This is a genomic window from Pseudomonas sp. UBA7530 (assembly GCF_002479365.1).
GTDB lineage: Bacteria > Pseudomonadota > Gammaproteobacteria > Pseudomonadales > Pseudomonadaceae > Aquipseudomonas.
Genome location: NZ_DLMS01000004.1, coordinates 134701 through 153197, shown reverse-complemented (window position 1 = coordinate 153197; position 18497 = coordinate 134701). Strand labels below are relative to the sequence as shown.

Annotated in this window: 14 protein-coding genes and 1 pseudogene; 8 read left to right on the top strand and 7 right to left on the bottom strand. The window is 65.0% G+C overall.

All coding sequences use genetic code 11. The annotated features are described in order from the left end of the window. The first annotated feature begins 1 nt into the window (after position 1). Positions 2 to 868, top strand: coding sequence for an AEC family transporter (locus B2U07_RS08940; RefSeq protein WP_296276868.1), 867 nt, complete (start codon positions 2 to 4; stop codon positions 866 to 868). A gap of 15 nt (positions 869 to 883) precedes the next feature. Here B2U07_RS08940 and B2U07_RS08935 read toward each other — a convergent pair whose 3' ends face one another. Further along, positions 884 to 1648 (bottom strand): substrate-binding periplasmic protein, encoded by a 765-nt coding sequence (locus B2U07_RS08935; protein WP_296276843.1) that lies wholly within the window; start codon positions 1646 to 1648, stop codon positions 884 to 886. Between the two features lie 159 nt (positions 1649 to 1807). On the opposite strand from B2U07_RS08935, the gene B2U07_RS08930 reads away from it, so the two are divergent. Beyond that, on the top strand, positions 1808 to 2938 hold the full coding sequence (locus B2U07_RS08930) for a PilT/PilU family type 4a pilus ATPase (protein ID WP_296276841.1): 1131 nt from the start codon (positions 1808 to 1810) through the stop codon (positions 2936 to 2938). 235 nt (positions 2939 to 3173) lie between these two features. Further along, positions 3174 to 4814, top strand: a complete 1641-nt coding sequence (locus B2U07_RS08925) for a Na/Pi cotransporter family protein (RefSeq protein WP_296276838.1) — start codon at positions 3174 to 3176, stop codon at positions 4812 to 4814. Position 4815: 1 nt separating this feature from the next. Here the strand turns inward: B2U07_RS08925 and B2U07_RS08920 are convergent, their stop codons facing one another. The 5 genes from B2U07_RS08920 to B2U07_RS08900 all read right to left on the bottom strand — a co-directional run bounded on the left by B2U07_RS08920 (position 4816) and on the right by B2U07_RS08900 (position 11829). Beyond that, on the bottom strand, positions 4816 to 6324 hold the full coding sequence (locus B2U07_RS08920) for an NCS2 family permease (RefSeq protein ID WP_296276836.1): 1509 nt from the start codon (positions 6322 to 6324) through the stop codon (positions 4816 to 4818). Positions 6325 to 6438: 114 nt separating this feature from the next. Further along, on the bottom strand, positions 6439 to 8997 hold the full coding sequence (locus B2U07_RS08915) for a TRAP transporter permease (RefSeq protein ID WP_296276835.1): 2559 nt from the start codon (positions 8995 to 8997) through the stop codon (positions 6439 to 6441). Positions 8998 to 9169: 172 nt separating this feature from the next. Then, positions 9170 to 10141: a TAXI family TRAP transporter solute-binding subunit gene (locus B2U07_RS08910; RefSeq protein WP_419096331.1), complete on the bottom strand. Its 972-nt coding sequence runs from the start codon at positions 10139 to 10141 to the stop codon at positions 9170 to 9172. A 51-nt stretch (positions 10142 to 10192) separates the two neighbouring features. After that, the gene (locus tag B2U07_RS08905; RefSeq protein ID WP_296271880.1) at positions 10193 to 10552 is read right to left on the bottom strand and encodes a RidA family protein; all 360 of its coding nucleotides are present in this window, start codon (positions 10550 to 10552) and stop codon (positions 10193 to 10195) included. 35 nt (positions 10553 to 10587) lie between these two features. Next, positions 10588 to 11829 (bottom strand): D-amino acid dehydrogenase, encoded by a 1242-nt coding sequence (locus B2U07_RS08900; protein WP_296276833.1) that lies wholly within the window; start codon positions 11827 to 11829, stop codon positions 10588 to 10590. A gap of 126 nt (positions 11830 to 11955) precedes the next feature. On the opposite strand from B2U07_RS08900, the gene B2U07_RS08895 reads away from it, so the two are divergent. Then, positions 11956 to 12861 (top strand): LysR family transcriptional regulator, encoded by a 906-nt coding sequence (locus tag B2U07_RS08895; RefSeq protein WP_296276831.1) that lies wholly within the window; start codon positions 11956 to 11958, stop codon positions 12859 to 12861. Positions 12862 to 12926: 65 nt separating this feature from the next. On the opposite strand, the gene B2U07_RS08890 is transcribed toward B2U07_RS08895, so the two are convergent. Further along, positions 12927 to 13898: a TAXI family TRAP transporter solute-binding subunit gene (locus B2U07_RS08890; protein ID WP_296276830.1), complete on the bottom strand. Its 972-nt coding sequence runs from the start codon at positions 13896 to 13898 to the stop codon at positions 12927 to 12929. Positions 13899 to 14182: 284 nt separating this feature from the next. Between B2U07_RS08890 and B2U07_RS08885 the strand changes: the two genes are divergently transcribed. The 4 genes and pseudogenes from B2U07_RS08885 (at position 14183) to B2U07_RS08875 (ending at position 18478) form a co-directional block, all read left to right on the top strand. Continuing rightward, positions 14183 to 14500, top strand: a complete 318-nt coding sequence (locus tag B2U07_RS08885; RefSeq protein ID WP_296276828.1) for a hypothetical protein — start codon at positions 14183 to 14185, stop codon at positions 14498 to 14500. A gap of 145 nt (positions 14501 to 14645) precedes the next feature. Next, positions 14646 to 16886, top strand: coding sequence for a putative bifunctional diguanylate cyclase/phosphodiesterase (locus B2U07_RS08880; protein ID WP_296276826.1), 2241 nt, complete (start codon positions 14646 to 14648; stop codon positions 16884 to 16886). Further along, a pseudogene (locus tag B2U07_RS23085) lies at positions 16883 to 17212 on the top strand (PAS domain-containing protein); the annotation flags it as partial. The gene B2U07_RS08880 and the pseudogene B2U07_RS23085, both read left to right, overlap by 4 nt. Continuing rightward, positions 17186 to 18478 (top strand): methyl-accepting chemotaxis protein, encoded by a 1293-nt coding sequence (locus B2U07_RS08875; protein ID WP_419096333.1) that lies wholly within the window; start codon positions 17186 to 17188, stop codon positions 18476 to 18478. The pseudogene B2U07_RS23085 and the gene B2U07_RS08875, both read left to right, overlap by 27 nt. Positions 18479 to 18497 lie beyond the last annotated feature (19 nt).

Sequence of the window (18497 nt, the reverse complement as noted above, 5' to 3'; positions counted from 1 at the left end):
CATGATAGTCGCCGGCTACTGGCTGCGCCTGCGCGAGTTCCCCAGCGAGGCCTTCTGGCCGGGTGCCGAACGGCTCAACTACTTCATTCTGTTCCCCGCCCTGTTGTTTTCCAGCCTGGCGCGCGCGCCGCTGAACAACCCGGCCTTGCCGCGCCTGGCGCTGGCGGTGCTGCTCGGCCTGGGCATCGCCTGGCTGGCGCTGCTGGCGGTACGTCGCCTGCGCGGCTGGCCAGCCGGGCGTTTTGGCGCTTTCACCCAGGGCATCCTGCGTTTCAACACCTACCTGGGCCTGGCTGTGGTCGGCAGCCTGTTCGGCCAGGAAGGTCTGACCCTCGCGGCCTTGATGCTGGCGCTGATGGTGCCGACGGTGAACGTGCTGTCGGTCTGGTCGCTGACGGCCGAGCGTGGCGTCAGTGCCCGCAGCCTGCTGCTGCCGATCATCAAGAATCCGCTGATCCTCGCCTGTGTGGGCGGCGCGCTGTTCAATCTGACCGGCATCGGCCTGCCGGGCGGCAGCGATCGCCTGCTCAGCCTGCTCGCCGCCGCCAGCCTGCCGCTGGGCCTGCTCTGCGTTGGCGCGGCGCTGAAGCCGGAACAGCTCGGCGGAGAGATCCCGGCGCTGACCTGGAACAGCCTGCTGCGCCTGCTGGCGATGCCGCTGCTGGCCTGGGGCGTGGCCTGGGCGCTGGCACTGCCGGCCATGGAGAGCGCGGTGCTGGTGCTGTTCTTCGCCCTGCCCACCGCCCCCACCGCCTACGTGCTGACCCGCCAGCTCGGTGGCGACAGCCAGCTGATGGCCGGCATCATCACCCTGCAGACGCTACTGGCGGCCGGCAGTCTGGTGGCGATCATGATGGTGCTGGCCTGATTGGCCAGCTAGGCGCTACTCCACGTAGCGCTCGATCAGTCGCTGATAGTCTCCGCGCGCCTTGAGCGCCGCGAATCCACGGTCGAAGCGCTCGATCAGTTCGGCCGCGCGCGGATGCTGACGCGAGACGATGAAGTGCAGCGTATTGTGCTGAAACGCGGCTTGCGAACGACGGAACGCGCCTGCGTCGGCGCCGGTGGAGCGCAACGCACTTTCGCCCAGATGACGATCAGCGATGAACAGGTCGTCACGCTGCAACAGCAGCAGCCGCGCGCACTCCTTTAGCCCGAGCGGTGAATGGCGGCGCAGCACGCCCTGCTCGATCAGTTGCTGGATCGCCTCTGGCGCCTGCCAGCCCAACGGATAACAGAGGCGGCGGCCCGCCATGGCCGGCAGATCAGCGAGTTCGATGGCGTCGCCCGCGCGGCTGTAAAGGAACTGGTCGGCCTCATAAATCGGCGCCGAATAGAGGAAATCCGCCTCGCGCTCGGCCGAGGGCACATAGGGAAAGGTGGCGTCGTATTCGCCGCGCCTGGCTTTCAGGTAGCCGCGGTTCCACGGCAGCCAGTCGAGCGTGATCGCCATACCCTGCTCGGCCAGTGCCGCGCGTACCACCTGAGTAAGCATGCCCTGCCCCACCAGCGCCTTGCCGGTGAACGGCGCGTAGTCATCACCCGTGGCCAGATGCAGCACCTCGGCTCGCGCCGATGCGCACACCAGCAGACTCAACAGAGTCGCCCGCCAAAATCCCACTATCAATCTCCAGTCATTGGCGTGCAATCGCCTCCCGCCTTGAGCACGGACTCTTGCTTGCGCGAGCGCGGCTGTCCAGCAAAAGGACATAGGGCGACCATTCACGCTCTTATCTTGATGCGCAACAACTGAATTGGCAGGACGCCGGCTATCCTTGCTGGACCATGAAGCAACCGCGACACGCCGATGAACGACACCAGCCCCAACGACCAGCCCGACGTTTTCCCCTATCTGCAGCTGATGCACCAACATGCCGGCTCGGACCTGTTCTTCAGCGTCGGCGCACCGCCGCACATGAAGGTCGAGGGGCACAGCCAGCCGGTCGGCCAGCGCAGCATGAAGGCCGGCGACGTGCAGCAACTGGCCTATCAGTTGATGACGCAAAAGCAGATCGCCGAGTTCGAACGCGACCTGGAGATGAACCTAGCCGTCAGCCTGCAAGGCGCCGGGCGCTATCGCGTAAATGTCTATTACCAGCGCGGTGAAGTGGCCATGGTGGTGCGCCTGATCAAGAGCCAGATTCCCAGCTTCGAAGCGCTCGGCCTGCCCAAGCTGCTGGAGAAGCTGGCCATGCAGGACCGCGGGCTGATCCTGGTCACCGGCGCGGCCGGCTCGGGCAAGTCCACCACCCTGGCGGCGATGCTGGATTTTCGCAATCGTCACAAGAGCGGGCATATCGTCTGCATCGAAGACCCCATCGAATTTCTGCACAGCCATCAGCGCTCGATCATCGACCAGCGTGAAGTCGGCCTCGATACCCACAGTTTCGACGACGCTCTGCGCAACGTGCTGCGCGAGGCACCGGACGTGATCATGCTCGGCGAGATCCGCGACGCCGCCACCATGCAACACGCCCTGCACTACGCCGAAACCGGCCATTTGTGCGTAGCCACCCTGCATGCCACCAGTAGCAGCCACGCCATCGAGCGTATCGCCCGCTTCTTTCCTGATGATGCCCGCAAGCAGGTGCTGGCCGACGTGGCGCACAACCTGCTCGCGGTGATCGGCCAACGCCTGGTGCCGGGCATCGAACAAAAGCGTGTGGTGGCGGCGGAGCTGATGCTGGGCACGCCCTATATCCGTGACCTGATCCAGCGCGACGAACTGGACGAACTGCGCGAGGCCATCGCACGGGCCGCTGAACAAGGTCTGCAGACCTTCGATCAGCACCTGTTCGCCCTGCTCGAAGCCGGCCGCATCAGCCTGGCCGAAGCGCTGAAGTTCGCTGACTCGCGTACTGACCTCAGTCTCAAGTTCAAGCTCGAGCGCGGTTTCTCCGCCGACGACGCCGAGATGAAAGTGCTGCGCGACGGCTGAAGGCCCTGATTCGCGGACCAGTCCGCTCCCACAGAAAAGATCTGGCAGCACGCAACCGTGGGAGCGGACTCGTCCGCGAATGATCCGAGCCACGACGCTACCAGCGCACGGACAGCGAACACCTCGCAGAGATCGTTTCCCCAATAACTGGCGCATCGGCGATTTCCGGCCGATGCTCATCTCTACAGGCCGAAACCATAACGTCTAATCGGCCGTCGTTCAGGGGGGCCGATTTATGCTGACCCTGCTGCATTTGCTGTCAGCCATTGCCTTGCTGGTCTGGGGCACCCACATCGTACGTACCGGCATCCTGCGCGTGTTCGGCTCGCAGCTGCGTAAGGTGCTCAGCCACAATATCGACCGGCGGCCGCTGGCGTTCGTCGCCGGCATCGGCGTCACGGCGCTGGTGCAGAGCAGCAACGCCACCGCGCTGCTGGTCACTTCCTTCGTCGCCCAGGGCCTGATGGCGCTGGCACCCGGCCTGGCGATCATGCTCGGCGCCGACGTCGGCACCGCGCTGATGGCGCGCGTACTGACCCTGGACCTGAGCTGGCTGAGCCCGTTGCTGATCTTTCTCGGGGTGATCTTCTTTCTCTCGCGGCGGCAGACCCGCGCCGGGCAACTCGGCCGCGTGGCCATCGGCCTCGGGCTGATGCTCCTGGCGTTGGAGTTGATCGTCGCCGCCGCCACGCCGATCACCGAGGCGCGTGGCATTCGCGTGCTGTTCGCATCGTTGACCGGCGACCTGCTGCTCGACGCCCTGGTCGGCGCGCTGTTCGCCCTGCTCACCTATTCCAGCCTGGCAGCGGTGCTGCTCACCGCGACCCTGGCCGGCGCCGGGCTGATCAGCCTGCCGGTGGCCATCGGCCTGGTGATCGGCGCCAACATCGGCAGCGGCCTGCTGGCCTTTCTCACCAGCAGCCTGCAGAACCCCGCCGGGCGCCGCGTGGCGCTGGGCAGCCTGATCTACAAGCTGATCGGGCTGCTGCTGGTGCTGCCCGTGCTGCAGCAGTTGGCCGAATGGTTGGACAGCCTGAACTGGCGCGCGGCGGAGCTGGTGATCTTTTTCCACCTGCTCTACAACAGCCTGCGCGCGGTACTGATGTTGCCCAGCGTTGGGCTGATGGCGCGCTTCTGCAACTGGCTGCTGCCGGACCGTGCCGACGACAGCGGCGTCGCTCGCCCACGCCACCTCGATCCGACGGCGTTGACCACACCGAGCCTTGCGCTAGCCAACGCGGTGCGTGAAACCCTGCGCGTCGGTGACAAGATCGAAGCCATGCTCGGCCGCCTGCTACCGGTGCTGGAACAGAACCAGCCGGCGCTGAACAAGGAGCTGCGCAGCCTCAATGACGATGTTGCCAGCCTGTGCCGGGCGGTCAAACTGTACCTGGCGCAAATCCCCCGTGAGGCGCTGAGCGAGCAGGAAAGCCGGCGCTGGGCGGAAATTCTCGAACTGGCGGTGAATCTGGAGCAGGCCGGCGACCTGATCGAGCGCATGCTCGGCAAGATCCAGAACGAGAAAACGGCGCAGCGCCGGGCCTTCTCCGAGAAGGGTCTGGAGGAACTCACCAGCCTGCACGGGCAACTGATGGCCAACCTGCGCCTGGGGCTGAACGTGTTCCTCAGCGCCGACCACACCAGCGCCAGCCAGCTGCTGCGCGAGAAACGCCGTTTCCGCGCGCAGGAGCGGCGCCTGGCCCATGCGCATATCGGCCGGCTGCAGCGACAAGTCGTGCAGAGCCTCGAGACCAGCTCCCTGCACCTGGAGCTGATCGCCGACATGAAGCGGCTCAACTCGCTGTTCTGCGCCAGCGCCTATGTGGTGCTCGAGGGCGGCGAGACCGGCGCCCTCAAGCTCGAAGGCGGCGAGTGACTCAGTCAGCGCCGCTGACGCGCTCCGGCACGGCCGGCTCGACGCCGCGCCAGGCATACCAGGCGAAGAACAGCGCCATCAGCAGATAGCCGTGGACGAAGTCCGGTGCCGCGTACCTGGCCAGCTTCGGCGCGTGCATCAAGCCGACGAAGGCCATGGCCGCCGCCACCAGGGCAAAGACGGTGGCGCGGCGGAACTGGCGATCAATCACCGTCACGCACATGGCGCCGAGCAGGATGGCGCTAAACATGGCGCCCTGCCCCAGCGCGCCGATGGCACTGGAAATGCCCTCGACCACTTCGGGGGCGCCACGGTTGAAGCGGGTCGCCAGGTAGTTGGCGAAATACGGCAGCATTGCCAGCGCCACCGCCGGGTAGTAGCGGGCGTGGTTGCTGTTGAACGCCGTGGCGATCATCGACATGCCGACGAACACCAGGATCGGCGCCACCACCGACACCGGAATCAGCGCGGCGATGAAGGCGATCAGGCCGAACATGGTCGCCACGCCGTAAACCGCGCCGTTGAGCAGGCTGTAACCGCGCCCCGCGCCCATCCACTTCGAGCCCACGGTGGCGATGTACACCGTGGTCGGGAACACCCCGCCGAACAGCGCACCGAGCGAGGTGCCTAGACCGTCCACGGCCTGGCATTCGCGCACGCTGTAGCTGTCACCGGCCGCGCTCATGGCCTCGACGTTGTTCATGGTCTCGATGGCGTTGTACAGGGTGATCGGCAGGATCACCGTCATCAGCGCCAGCAGGCTGGTGAACAGCAGGCCCAGGCCTTCGTACCAGGCCAGGTTGGGCAGCAGCGGGTAGAAACCCAGGTGGGTGAAGGCATCGCTGAACTTGCCGCCGTCCGCCGCGCCGATCAGGTAAGCCAGTGCCGTACCGACGATGATGGCGAACAGCGAGGCAGGCAGGCGGAACGGCATGCTCACCCGCGCCACCAGGCCGACGATGGTGATGGCCAGTACCAGCAGGCCGATCACCGGAATCTCAAGGGTCTTGAATAGCATTTCCCCGGCGATGAAGGTCAGTGCCACCCCGGCCACCGCGCCGAGCATGGCGGCACGCGGCAGATGGCGCTGCACCCAGTTGCCGATCAGGCTGATTGCCGCCTCGATCAGACCGCTGATGAAGCAGGCCGCCACCGCCACCTTCCAGGCCAGCTCGGCATCGCCGGTCAGGTTCTTCGCCGGCAGCAGCACGCCGAACAGGAAGACGAACATCACCGGCGTACTGATGCCGTAGGACAGCGCGGTGACGTCGACGCGGTTCTCCTTGCGGGCCAGGCGCGCAGCGCTCCAGGCGTAGTAGAAGTTGCCAGCCATCACCGCCACGGCAGCCCCGGGCAACACCTGGCCGAATACGATCTCGGCAGGGAAACCCATCCCCAGCATGCTGATGGCGATGATCACGAAGTTGGCGATATTGTTCTGGAACAGGGCAAAGAAGGCGTCGGTATCCTCCTTCTTGTACCAGGGGTAGTGCACGCGCGGCGTCGACATGACTGGCTGAGTCCTTGTTGTCTGAATGGTCAGGTCGGCGAGTCTAGCAACCCGCCGACACGGCATAAACGAACAAGGCAGCCGAAGCTGCCTTGTTTCGGTCTCAGCCGCGCTCTACGCGGGCTTGGCGACCATACGGCGGCGCTGCAGCAGCACCACCAGGCCGAACAGCAGGAAGCCCGGAATCCACATCAGCTCCTTGATCCAGCGGTCGGTCGGTGCCCGCACGTTGACGATCTGCTGGTCAAACTCCAGACCGGCATCGGCGGCCATGCTGCCGAAGGTAACGCTGTCCACCAGCACCTTGTCGCCTTCCTCGTAGAGGTTCAGGCCAAGCTTCTCCAGACGCTCCTGGCCCGAAGCACCATCGGGCACCGGCAGCAGCACGGTGAACTCGCGCGGATCACCCACGGCGTTCTCGCCGAGAATGCGCAAGCGCAGCGAGCTGCCGTCCTCGACGCCATCAAGTGCCTGCGCCAGTTCGGCCGGCGGCACGTCCTGATAAGGGTCGTGCAGCATGTCCATCCAGAAGCCGGGACGGAACAGGGTGAAGGCCACCAGCAACAGCAGCACGCTCTCGTACAGGCGGCTGCGCACCAGGAAGAAACCCTGGGTGCCGGCGGCGAAGATCAGCATGGCGATGGTCGCCACGATGAAGATGATCACCCCGTGCCAGAAGTCGACGTCGATCAGCAGCAGGTCGGTATTGAAGATGAACAGGAACGGCAGCGCGGCGGTGCGCAGGCTGTAGAAGAACGCCACTAGGCCGGTCTTGATAGGATCGCCCTTGGACACAGCCGCCGCGGCGAACGAGGCCAGCCCCACCGGCGGCGTCACGTCGGCCATGATGCCGAAGTAGAAGACGAACAGATGCACCGCGATCAGCGGCACGATCAGGCCGTTCTGCTGCCCCAACGCCACCACCACCGGCGCCAGCAGGCTGGACACCACGATGTAGTTGGCCGTGGTCGGCAGGCCCATGCCGAGGATCAGGCTGAACACCGCCACCAGGATCAGCATCAGCAGCAGGTTGCCCATCGACAGCAGCTCGACCAGATCGGCCAGCACCAGGCCCACGCCGGTCTGCGAAACCGCACCGACAATGATGCCGGCCGCCGCAGTGGCGATGCCGATGCCGATCATGTTGCGCGCACCGGCGATCAGGCCTTCGCGCAGATCGACCACACCATCGATGAAGGTGCCATGTTCATGGCTGCCATCACGGCGCATCCAGCTCAGCAGCGGGCGCTGGGTGAGCAGGATGATGATCAGCATCACGCTGCCCCAGAAGGCCGACAGGCCGGGGGACAGGCGCTCGATCATCAGGCACCAGACCAGTACGACCACCGGCAGCAGGAAATGCAGGCCCGAGAGCAGTACCGCGCGGGTCTGCGGCAGCTCCTCCAGCGGAGCATTGGGATCTTCCGGCGGCAGCACCGGCACGCTGGCGGCGACTTTCAGCAGCGCCAGGTATACCACCGCGAGCAGCACGCCGATCACCGGCAGGGCATATTCGCCGAGCGCCGGCTTGAGCCAGCCGAGGCCGTAGTAGACCGCCAACGACAGGCCACTGATCAGCGCTGCACCGAAGGCGAAGCCGGTCAGGCGACGCAGCCAGGGCTTGGGCTGATGGCCGCCGATGGGTTGCAGGCCGAGCTTCAGCGCCTCTAGATGAACGATGTAGAGCAGCGCGATGTAGGAAATCGCGGCAGGCAGAAAGGCATGCTTGATGATCTCGACATAGGGCATGCCGATGTATTCGACCATCAGGAAGGCCGCAGCGCCCATCACCGGCGGCATGATCTGGCCGTTGACCGAAGACGCCACCTCGACCGCGCCGGCCTTCTCCGAGGAGAAGCCGGTGCGCTTCATCATCGGAATGGTGAAGGTACCGGTGGTGACCACGTTGGCGATCGACGAGCCGGAAATCATCCCGGTCAGGCCGGAGGCCAGCACCGCCGCCTTGGCCGGGCCACCACGGAAGTGACCGAGCAGGCTGAACGCCAGCTGGATGAAGTAATGCCCGGCGCCGGCACGTTCGAGCAATGCGCCGAACAAAACGAAGAGGAACACGAAGCTGGTGGACACGCCCAGGGCGATACCGAACACGCCCTCGGTGGTGATCCACTGGTGGTTGGCCAGCGCGTTGAAGCTGACCCCGCGGTGCGCCAGAAGGCCGGGCATGTAGGGGCCGGCCAGGCTGTAGACAAGAAACACCAGGGCGATGATCGCCAGGGGTGGACCCAGCGCACGGCGCGTGGCCTCCAGCAGCAGCGGGATGCCGATGCAGGCAGTGACCAGGTCTGCCGTGGTCAGGCTGCCGGGGCGCAGGGCCAGTTGCTGGTAAAAGATGAACAGATAGGCGGCACTGGCTGCGGCGACCAGGCCAAGGGCGATATCCAGCAGCGGCACACGATTACGCGGCGACTTCTTGAACGCCGGGTAGGCGAGAAACGCCAGCAGCAAGGCGAATGCCAAGTGAATGGCGCGGGTCTGGGTATCGTTGAGCACGCCGAAGCCGAAAATGAACGGCAGCGGCGAAGCGATCCATAACTGGAACAGCGACCAGAGCAGGGCAAGGCCCGTGATCACCTGGGCCATCAGGCCTGCGGGCGAACGCGCGCCAACATCCTGGGCGATCAGTTCCTCGGTGGATAATTGTTTTTCGGCCATAGGGTCGTACACCTACGTTGTCATTCGGATAAAAACGGCGAGCCCCTCGCTGACGGAGGGGCTCGGTTTTTGAGCCTGTAACAGGGGCTCTGAGCGCGCAGTTTACCTATCCCAGCTCAACTGCGCCCGTTATCGAAGAGTTTAGAGCCCAGCCGGAGACTCTCCACCCCGGCTACAGCCAGCCCTTTTCCTTGTAGAAACGTATTGCCCCGTCATGCATAGGGGCCGTCAGCCCCGCTTTTATCATGTCCTCGGCCTGCAGATCGGCAAAGGCCGGGTGCAGGCGCTTGAAGCGCTCCAGGTTATCAAACACCGACTTGACCAACTGGTAGACGACCTCGGGATCGGTCTTGGCCGAGGTGGCCAGCACCGCTTTACCGCCGATGGACGGAACGGACTGATCCACGCCAGGATAGACACCCGCCGGGATGTCCGCCCTGGTGAAGTAGCTGGCCTGCGCCAGGAGCTTGTCGATATCAGGGCCAGTGACCGGGATCAGGCGGGTTTGCACGGTAGCCATGGCCTCCTGGATGGCACCACTCGGATGACCGACCACATAGGTGATGGCATCCAGATTGTTGTCCCCCAGCGCGGCCGCCATCTCCGCCGGTTTCAGTTCAGCGGCGAGGGCGAAGTCGGACTTGCTCCAGCCGTTGGCCTGGATCACCTCATCGAAGGTATCGCGACTGCCAGAGCCCGGCACGCCGATATTCACGCGCTTGCCCTTAAGGTCGGCGAAGGTCTCGATACCGCTGTCTGCACGGGCGACTACCGTGAGGATCTCGCTCTGCAGGGAGAAGACCACGCGCAGATCTTCGACAGCGCCGTCCTGGTCGAAAGGCGCCTGGCCCGAGAGCGCCTTGTTCTGATGATCGGACTGGATGAACCCGAAGTCGTAGTCGCCGCTCTTGATCGAGGCAATGTTGCTGACGCTGCCCGCGGAAGACGGCGCGTTGCATTTGATGCCGTGCTCGGTAGCACTGCGATTGAGGAACCGACAGATCGACTGTCCGGCTGTGTAATAAACGCCCGTCTGTCCACCGGTGCCGATGGTCACGTAACGCTCCTGAGCGACCAGGGGGCTGCTCAGCAAGGTACTGCCCATGACGCAGGCCAGAAAGCCCATGATTCGATGCTGCTGCATATCAACGTCCTCGTGTTGTTGTTTTTTCGAACGATGTAACCAATGCGGCCGTCAAGCCGCCTTACGCACTGCAATGACCATGATCTCGACCAGAACATCGGCAGAAGCAAGACGTGCCTCGACCGTAGCCCGGGCAGGCGCGCAGCCGGCTGGCAGCCAATCACTCCAGACCGCATTCATGGCGGCAAAATCCTTCTCGATGTCTTTCAGCCAGATCTGCGCGCTGAGCATGTGACTTCGATCAGATCCCGCCTCGGTCAGCAGTGCGTCGATCTTTTCCAGCACCTGGGCGGTCTGCCCTGCTACATCCTGGCTGCGGTCACTCGGCACCTGGCCAGAGAGAAAAACCAGATCGGAGAAGAGCGTCGCACCGGAAAGGCGGTCGTTGGTCTGAATACGTTGCACGGACATGGCAAACTCCTGCTGTTGTGAATGTTCGGGTGTTCTCAGGACGCCAACTGCAAACCATCGAGAGCGATCGCCGGTTGTTGCTGGCCTATCAGTTGCGCCAGCACCTCGGCGCTGCCGCACGCCAGGGTGAAGCCCAGGCTGCCATGGCCGACGTTCAGCCAGAGATTACCGATACCGCTGGCACCCAGCAGTGGCGTGCCCTCCGGTGTCGCCGGGCGCATTCCCGCCCAGGTCTCGGCAGCCGCGTAATCGCCCGCGCGAGGAAAGCTGGCCTGGGCCAGCTGTCTCAACTCGGCCAGCCGATCAGGGTCTGGCGTGGCATCCCAGCCGCCGATATCGACCATTGCGGCAACCCGCAAGCGCTCGCCCAGGCGGGCGTAGACCACCTTGTGGTCGTAATCGGTGACGTTGGTCTCCGGGCCCGCTGCACGGTCGGCCAGCGGCAGGGTGAGGCTGTAGCCCTTGAGCGGGTAAATCGGCAATCGCAAGCCCAGCGGGCGGAGCAAGGCCACGCTGCCGACACCGGCTGCGACCACCACATGATCGACCTCCAGCTCCCCGTCATGCAGCGCCACGGCCCTCACCCTGCCGTTCTCCAAAGGTATTGCGGTGACCCGCTGCCCGGCATGCAGGCGGAACGAAGGATTGCTGCGCAGCTTGCGCAGCAGCTGCCGGCAAAACTGATGACAATCACCGACCTCGTCGCCGGCGGCGAAGACGCCGCCTTGGAATCGTCCGGCCAACCCCTCCAGAGCCGGCTCCAGCTCAAGGCATTGATCGGCATCGAGCAGGCGTTGATGCGCCGACTCACCGGCTGCGCTGCGCGCCTTGTTCCAGTTCGCAGCATTGCGGTAAATCACCAGCTTGCCATTGGCGCGCCAGGAGAAATCATCCAGCGCCTCATGCTCACGCCAGCCCTGCAGTACCGACTGGCTATATAACGCCAGGCGCAGCAGGTGCGCGCCATTGCGCTGGTTCACCGAGCGACGGCAAGCCAGCAGGAAACGCAGGCACCATTGCCACTGATGCGGGCTCAGGCTGGGGCGAAAACGCAGCGGGGCATTACCCTGCAGCATCCACGACAGCGCCTGCAGCGGCACACCGGCATCGGCCAAGGGTGAAACATAGCGATAACTGAGCTGACCGCCGTTGGCGAAGCTGGTCTCCAGCGCTACTTCCTCACGCTGCTCGATCAGATCCACCTGATACCCTTGACGCAGCAGCGCGTAGGCCGTGCTCAGCCCTATCACCCCACCGCCGATAACCGCGACCCGCATGATCCATCCCCCGCATCTGAATGAGCTCAGGGTATGAAGGGGCGAAACGGGCGGCCAATGAAAAGATGGCGGCAGCCCATAACCCTAGGTTATGTTCCCTCGACCACGCGGGACCACGGATTGCTCATGCGCCTACGCCACGTCGAACTGTTTCAGGCAGTCCTGCAGACCGGGAGTCTCACGGCAGCGGCAGAGCTGCTGCACATCTCCCAGCCGGCTGCCAGCAAGATTCTTCAGCATGCCGAACAACAGCTGGGTTTTGCCCTGTTCAGCCGCGTGCGCGGCAAGCTGCTGCCGACGGCAGAAGCGCGAATACTGCAGCAACAGACCGAACGTCTCGCGGCCGAACTGCTGGATCTGCGGCGCCTGTCCGATAGCCTGCGCCGCGGCGAGGAACGGGCGCTGCGCCTGATCTGTACCCCTACCCTGGCGCAGACCCTGCTGCCTGACGTGATATGCGGCTGGCGCGCCGATTTTCCGCACACCCGATGCGACCTCGCGACCCAGCACACCAGCGAAATCATCCAGGCCCTGTTGCTGCGCGAGGCCGATCTGGGCCTGACGCTGCAACGCGTGGAGCACCCAGGCCTGCACACGGAAGTGCTGACTCAGGGACGGATGATGGCCATCGCCCCGCCGGGTTGGTGGAGTGACCAGGAATGCGCGACGCCCATGCGCCTGCAGAACCTGGCGGGGCTCAGCCTGATCGGCCTGGACACACGCGACGCCTTGGGCGGCCTGCTGCGCGGGCACATCCAGGAGCTGGACCCGCCTGCTCGTATCGACATTTCGGTACAGACCTACCAACTGGCCCGCATGCTGGTGGCCGCTGGGCAGGGGCTGGCGCTGGTCGACCCGTTCACCGCCCTGTCAGGCAATCTCGGAGAGGTTCAGGCCCGCCCACTGGAGCCCGTGATCCCCGTGCCCCTGTACCTGTTGCGGCGCTTCGACGAGACACCCTCGGCCGCTCAGCAAGCCCTGCTGAAACGCCTGCAGACGCTGGCCATCGACCTGCTCGATGAGCAGGGCTAAGGCAAAACCGAGGCAAAAGAAAACCGCGGCCTGGACCGCGGTTTCGTTATCGCCGGAACGCTGACTTACAGCCAGCCGCGCTCTTTGTAGTAACGCTCGGCGCCCTCGTGCAGCGGGGCAGTCAGACCGACCTTGATCATGTCCTCTTCCTTCAGGTCAGCGAAGGCCGGGTGCAGACGCTTGAAGCGATCGATGTTGTCGAACACCGACTTGACCAGCTGGTAGACCACTTCCGGATCAGCCTTGGCGCTGGTGGACAGCACGGCCTTGCCGCCGATGGACGGGGTCGGCTGGTCGTTGCCCTTGTACAGACCACCCGGGATGTCAGCCTTGGTGTAGTAGGTCTTCTCGGCCAGCAGCTTGTCGATCTCGGCGCCGGTCACCGGTACCAGAACGGCGTCGGTGGTGGTGGTGGCTTCCTGGATCGCGCCGTTGGGATGACCAACGAAGTAGGTCATGGCGTCGATGTTGTTGTCGCCCAGGGCGCTGGCCTGCTCGGCCGGCTTCAGCTCGGCAGCCAGAGCGAAGGCGGAACGGTCCCAGCCTTTGACGGCGAGGATTTCTTCCAGGGTGTCGCGCTGACCGGAACCCGGGTTGCCGACGTTGACGCGCTTGCCCTTGAGGTCATCGAAGCCTTTGATGTTGGCATCACGACGGGCGAGGATGGTGAACACTTCGCTCTGCAGCGAGAACACCGCACGGATGTCGTTCATCGCACCTTCGGCTTCGAACGGCGCAGCGCCGTTGAGGGCCTTGAACTGGTGGTCGGACTGCATGATGCCGAAATTGAATTCGCCGCTGCGAATGCCGTTCACGTTGGCCACACCGCCACCGCTGGCCGGGGCGTTGCACTTGATACCGTGCTCGGCCGAGCCACGGTTGAGGAAGCGGCAGATGGACTGACCGGCCACGTAATAGACGCCTGTCTGGCCGCCGGTGCCGATGGTGACGAACTTCTCTTCGGCCTGTGCCATGCCACTCAGGGCAGTGCCCGCGAGCGCGGCGGACAGGACCCATGCCAAGGATTTGCCTTTCATGGGAAATCTCCTTTTTTTCTGTTGTTTTTGAGCGAGCGCGCCTTGTGAGCGACGTCCGGGTGGGAAGTCTAACCGCTCACGGCGAATATGCACGCTTTGTTGCTCAATCGGTCGTAACCGCTTGTGAGACGCGCTCCGGAAAGCTTCCCGCACGATCCCTGCCACTGCGGCCAGAGCGAGCGGGCCATGCGTCGATTCACCGCGGCCCGGACTGATCCTGATCAATAAATCGCCAGCGGCCACATCCTAGTATTGCTAGCCAATTGCCACATAGCGCGACCGTCATGCCTCAGACCCACCTGCTGCTCAGCCTGCCGGACACCGCGTCCAGCCAGCAGATCGCTCATCTGCTGCGTCGTCAGGCGCCTCACTGCCAGGTCATCGATAGCCTCGACAGCTGCCAGCAGCAGCCGCTGTGTCGCTGGCTGCAACGCTTGCCGGTGGGCAGCCTGGGCGATGTCCAAAGCAATCTCGACGACGCCATCGAGGTGCTCGAACGCACCCGGCACGCGTTCAAGTCGGGCCAGCTGGCCGAGCTGCGCAAGCGCCTGAGCCGGCTGCGTGAAGAGTTGTCCGCGCTGGGGCAATGCGGTAAAAGCTAGCCGCAGTAGGTTCCGCCCCGCGCGGAGACCGGCTTTGCCGGGCAGGACACAGGGCCTGCAAGACAGAGCGCCGCTGGCCGCCTTCCTTCGAGGAAGCGCGGCCAGCGGCGCTTTTTTTTGCGCTGAGGAAAAGCACGAGGCTGAGATGGGCAACGAACAAGAGTTTCTAGACCTGCTGCAACACATCGCTCCAGATCTGGATGAGCTGCGTCAGCGCCTGCGTTTTCTCGACTGGAGCCAGGTCGACAACGAGCGTCTGGCACGTTGTGCGCAGCGGGTCGAGCGCGCCAACCAGAACTTCGTCGATACCCTCTATCAGGAACTCGCCGATTATCCGGCCCCAACAGCGATTCTTGGCGACAGGGCCGTCATCGAACGTCTCAAGCAGCGCCAAGCCGACTACTACCGCGGCCTCTGGCAAAGCCCGCTGGATGAGGCCTACGTCCTGGAGCGGCTGCGCATCGGCTGGGTCCACCAGCGCGTAGGGGTCGACCTGAAGTGGTACCTCGGCGCCTATCGCCTGTACCTGGATCGCCTGCTCGGCGAACTGCTCGGCTCCTCGGTGGCCAGCGACTGTTTCTCCAGCCTGATCAAGAAGGTGTTCTTCGATATCGGCCTGGCCCTGGACAGCTACGGCGCCGCCCAGCGCAAGGCGCTGCAGGACAGCGAAGCGCGCTATGCCCGCGCCATGCGCGGCGCCAATGACGGACTGTGGGAATGGCAGCTGGAGCAGGACCAGCTGTACCTCTCCGAACGCTGGATTCGCATGCTCGATCTCGATCGCGACAGCCTCTCGCCCACCAGCCAGAGCTGGTTTAGCCGCGTACACAGTGACGATTTGCCCGGCCTGCGCCAGGCCATCGACAATCACCTGCGCGGCCTGTCGCCCTTCCTCCATCACGAGTACCGCATCCGCCGCCGCGACGGCAGCTACCTCTGGGTGCTGGTGCGCGGCGTCGCCGATATCTGCAGCAGCGGCCTGCGGCGTATCGCCGGTTCGCAGAGCGACATCAGCCAACGCCGCGCCGCCGAGGACCGACTGTACCATGCCGCGCGCCACGATCCGCTCACTGGCCTGGCCAACCGCGCCCGCCTCAGCGAGCTGCTGCAACAGGCCGTGCAACGCAGGCAGCGCCCCGGCGCCCGCGAGGCCGCGCTGCTGTTCATCGACCTGGATCGCTTCAAGCTGATCAACGACAGCCTCGGCCACCAGACCGGCGACCGCGTGCTGGTGGAAGTCGCCGAACGCCTCAGCCACTGCCTGCGCCCGGGCGATCACCTGGCGCGCTTCGGCGGCGATGAGTTCGTCGCCCTACTCGACGACCTGGCATGCATGGGCGATGCCGAGCGGGTCGCCCAGCGCATGCTCGACAGCCTGCACGTGCCGCTACGGCTGCCGGAGCAGACCTTGTCGGTCAGCGCCAGCATTGGCATCGCTGCGCTGCAGGAGAGCGGCCAGCCACTCGACCCGCTGCAGGCGGCCGATCTGGCGCTGTACCGCGCCAAGAGCGCGGGCAAGGCCCAGTTCGCCCGCTACAGCAATGAACTGCAGCAGCAGGCGCAGCGCCAGCTGGAACTGCAAAGCGCGCTCGCCCAAGCCAATGCGCGCGGTGAGCTGCGCCTGGTGTACCAACCGATCTGCCAGCTGGACGGCAACCAGCCACGGTTGATCGGGGTGGAAGCCCTGCTGCGCTGGCAACATCAAGGATGTGATATCTCGCCGCTGGAGTTCATCCCGTGCTTGGAAGAGTCCGGCGAGATTCTTGCGGTCGGTGACTGGGTGCTGCAGCAGGCATGCAGCCAGGTACACGCCTGGCAGTTGGGCGGGCAGCCGCACTTGCGCTGCTCGGTCAACCTGTCCAGCCGCCAGTTGCAACAGAGCGACTTCGCTGCACGTGTCGCCGATATCCTCCGGCACAGCGGGCTGCCGCCGTCGAGCCTGGTGCTGGAAATTACCGAAAGCCAGTTGATGGAGGACAGCGCGCAGAACCTGGCCTGCCTGCGCGAGCTGGCCAGCCTCGGCATCCAGCTGGCGCTCGACGACTTCGGCACCGGCTACTCCTCGCTCGGCTACCTCAAGCGCTTCCCGTTGCACATCATCAAGGTGGACAAGAGCTTCATCGCTGGCGCACCGCAGGACAGCGAGTCGCTGGCCATCAGCCGGGCGATCATCGGCCTGGGCCACAGCCTGGGCCTGGCGGTGGTGGCCGAGGGCGTGGAAAAGCAGGCGCAGCTCGACTTTCTCTGCAGCGAAGGTTGTCACTACGCACAGGGGTACTGGTTCAGCCCGCCGCGTGCACCGCACGAGTTACAGCGCCTGCTCAGCGGCGAGGACTGTTTCGATGGTCTCTGGTGTCAGTTGCACACAGAAGGCATGCAGACATGAAGCGCAACCTGCCGGTGAGCGGCCGCCAGATTCCGGTACCGCCGCAGACCAACATCCTCTCCACGACCGATCTCAAGGGCGCGCTGACCTACGTCAACGCTGACTTCGTCGCCATCAGCGGCTTCAGCGAAGACGAGCTGCTCGGCTACAACCACAATATCGTGCGTCACCCGGACATGCCGCCCGCCGCCTTCGCCCACCTGTGGCAAACGCTCAAGGCCGGTCGCTCGTGGATGGGCCTGGTGAAGAACCGCTGCAAGAATGGCGATCACTACTGGGTCAGCGCCTACGTCACACCGATGCGCCGCGACGGGCAGGTGGTCGAGTACCAGTCCGTGCGCACCGCGGCCAGCGCAGAGCAAGTCGCCGCCGCCGAGGCGCTGTATGCCGAACTACACGCAGGCCGTACGCCAAGTGCCTTGCGCCGGCCGTTGCTGGGGCCGGACCGGCGCCTGGCGCTGCTCGGCCTGCTAATGCCGCCTGTGGGCGCGCTGCTCACCAGCCTGGCGCTGGGCCTGCCGCTGTTGCCGCAACTGGCCGCCGGTGCGTTGCTGGGGCTGGCGCTGGGAGGCGTCATCCAGCACACCCTGCGGCCGCTGCGGGGCCTGGCCGAGATGGCCCGACGGCATGCCGACAACCCGCTGAGCCAGGTCCTCTACAGCGGACGCCGTGATGACTTCGGCGCCATCGGCTTCGCCCTGCAAAGCCTGCAGGCCGAAGCCGGTGCAGTGGTCGGGCGCATCGCCGACTCGGCCCGGCAGCTCAGCGGTGAGGCCGGGCAACTGGCCGGTGCGGTGGAGCATCACAACAGCGCCACCCTGCAACAGCGCCAGGAAACCGAGCAGGTCGCCAGTGCCATGGAACAAATGGCGGCGAGCGTCCAGGAGGTGGCGCGCAACGCCCAGCTCAGCGCCAGCGCGGCCAGTGCTGCGGATCAGGAGACCGGCTATGGTCGCCAACTGGTGGAGGACACCCGCAGACAGATCGCCACTCTCGCCGAGGCGCTGCAGGCCAGCCATGCCCAGGTGCGCCAACTGGCCGACAGCAGCCGAGAGATCGGCACGGTGCTCACGGTGATCGGCGACATCGCCGAGCGCACCAACCTGCTTGCCCTCAATGCTGCCATCGAGGCGGCCCGCGCCGGCGACGCCGGTCGTGGTTTCGCCGTGGTCGCCGACGAAGTGCGCGCGCTGGCCCGGCGCACCCAGGCGGCCACCAGCGAAATCGATGCCATCATCGGCGGTCTGCAAGGCACCATCGACGGCAGCGTCGCCGCGATGACCGATAGCCAGCAGCACGCTCAGGGCATTGCCGGCCAGGCGCAACAAGCTGCCGAGGCGCTGAGCGGGATCAGCGAGCGGGTCAGCCAGATCAGCGACATGAACCTGCAGATCGCCAGTGCCGTGGAGCAGCAGAGCGCGGTTGGCGATGACATCCAGCGCAACCTGCATGGCATCCGCCAGGCGTGTCAGAGCACCGCCGAAGCCAGCGCCCGCAGCCACGGCAGTGCCGAACAGCTCGCCAGGCTCGCTGCGCGCCTGCAGTTGCTGGCCGAGCAGTTCTGGAGTCAGCGTCAGAGTCGCCCGAGTTGAAGCGCTGCACGCACCAGCC

Bases quoted from the DNA above. Each gene is read 5' to 3' on its own strand.
- B2U07_RS08905 (WP_296271880.1), bottom strand. From the start codon at position 10,552: ATGTCCGTGCAACGTATTCAGACCAACGACCGCCTTTCCGGTGCGACG.
- B2U07_RS08890 (WP_296276830.1), bottom strand. From the start codon at position 13,898: ATGAAAGGCAAATCCTTGGCATGGGTCCTGTCCGCCGCGCTCGCGGGC.
- B2U07_RS08900 (WP_296276833.1), bottom strand. From the start codon at position 11,829: ATGCGGGTCGCGGTTATCGGCGGTGGGGTGATAGGGCTGAGCACGGCC.
- B2U07_RS08940 (WP_296276868.1), top strand. From the start codon at position 2: ATGATAGTCGCCGGCTACTGGCTGCGCCTGCGCGAGTTCCCCAGCGAG.
- B2U07_RS08885 (WP_296276828.1), top strand. From the start codon at position 14,183: ATGCCTCAGACCCACCTGCTGCTCAGCCTGCCGGACACCGCGTCCAGC.
- B2U07_RS08920 (WP_296276836.1), bottom strand. From the start codon at position 6,324: ATGTCGACGCCGCGCGTGCACTACCCCTGGTACAAGAAGGAGGATACC.
- B2U07_RS08880 (WP_296276826.1), top strand. From the start codon at position 14,646: ATGGGCAACGAACAAGAGTTTCTAGACCTGCTGCAACACATCGCTCCA.
- B2U07_RS08930 (WP_296276841.1), top strand. From the start codon at position 1,808: ATGAACGACACCAGCCCCAACGACCAGCCCGACGTTTTCCCCTATCTG.
- B2U07_RS08925 (WP_296276838.1), top strand. From the start codon at position 3,174: ATGCTGACCCTGCTGCATTTGCTGTCAGCCATTGCCTTGCTGGTCTGG.
- B2U07_RS08895 (WP_296276831.1), top strand. From the start codon at position 11,956: ATGCGCCTACGCCACGTCGAACTGTTTCAGGCAGTCCTGCAGACCGGG.
- B2U07_RS08915 (WP_296276835.1), bottom strand. From the start codon at position 8,997: ATGGCCGAAAAACAATTATCCACCGAGGAACTGATCGCCCAGGATGTT.
- B2U07_RS08875 (WP_419096333.1), top strand. From the start codon at position 17,186: ATGCGCCGCGACGGGCAGGTGGTCGAGTACCAGTCCGTGCGCACCGCG.
- B2U07_RS08910 (WP_419096331.1), bottom strand. From the start codon at position 10,141: ATGCAGCAGCATCGAATCATGGGCTTTCTGGCCTGCGTCATGGGCAGT.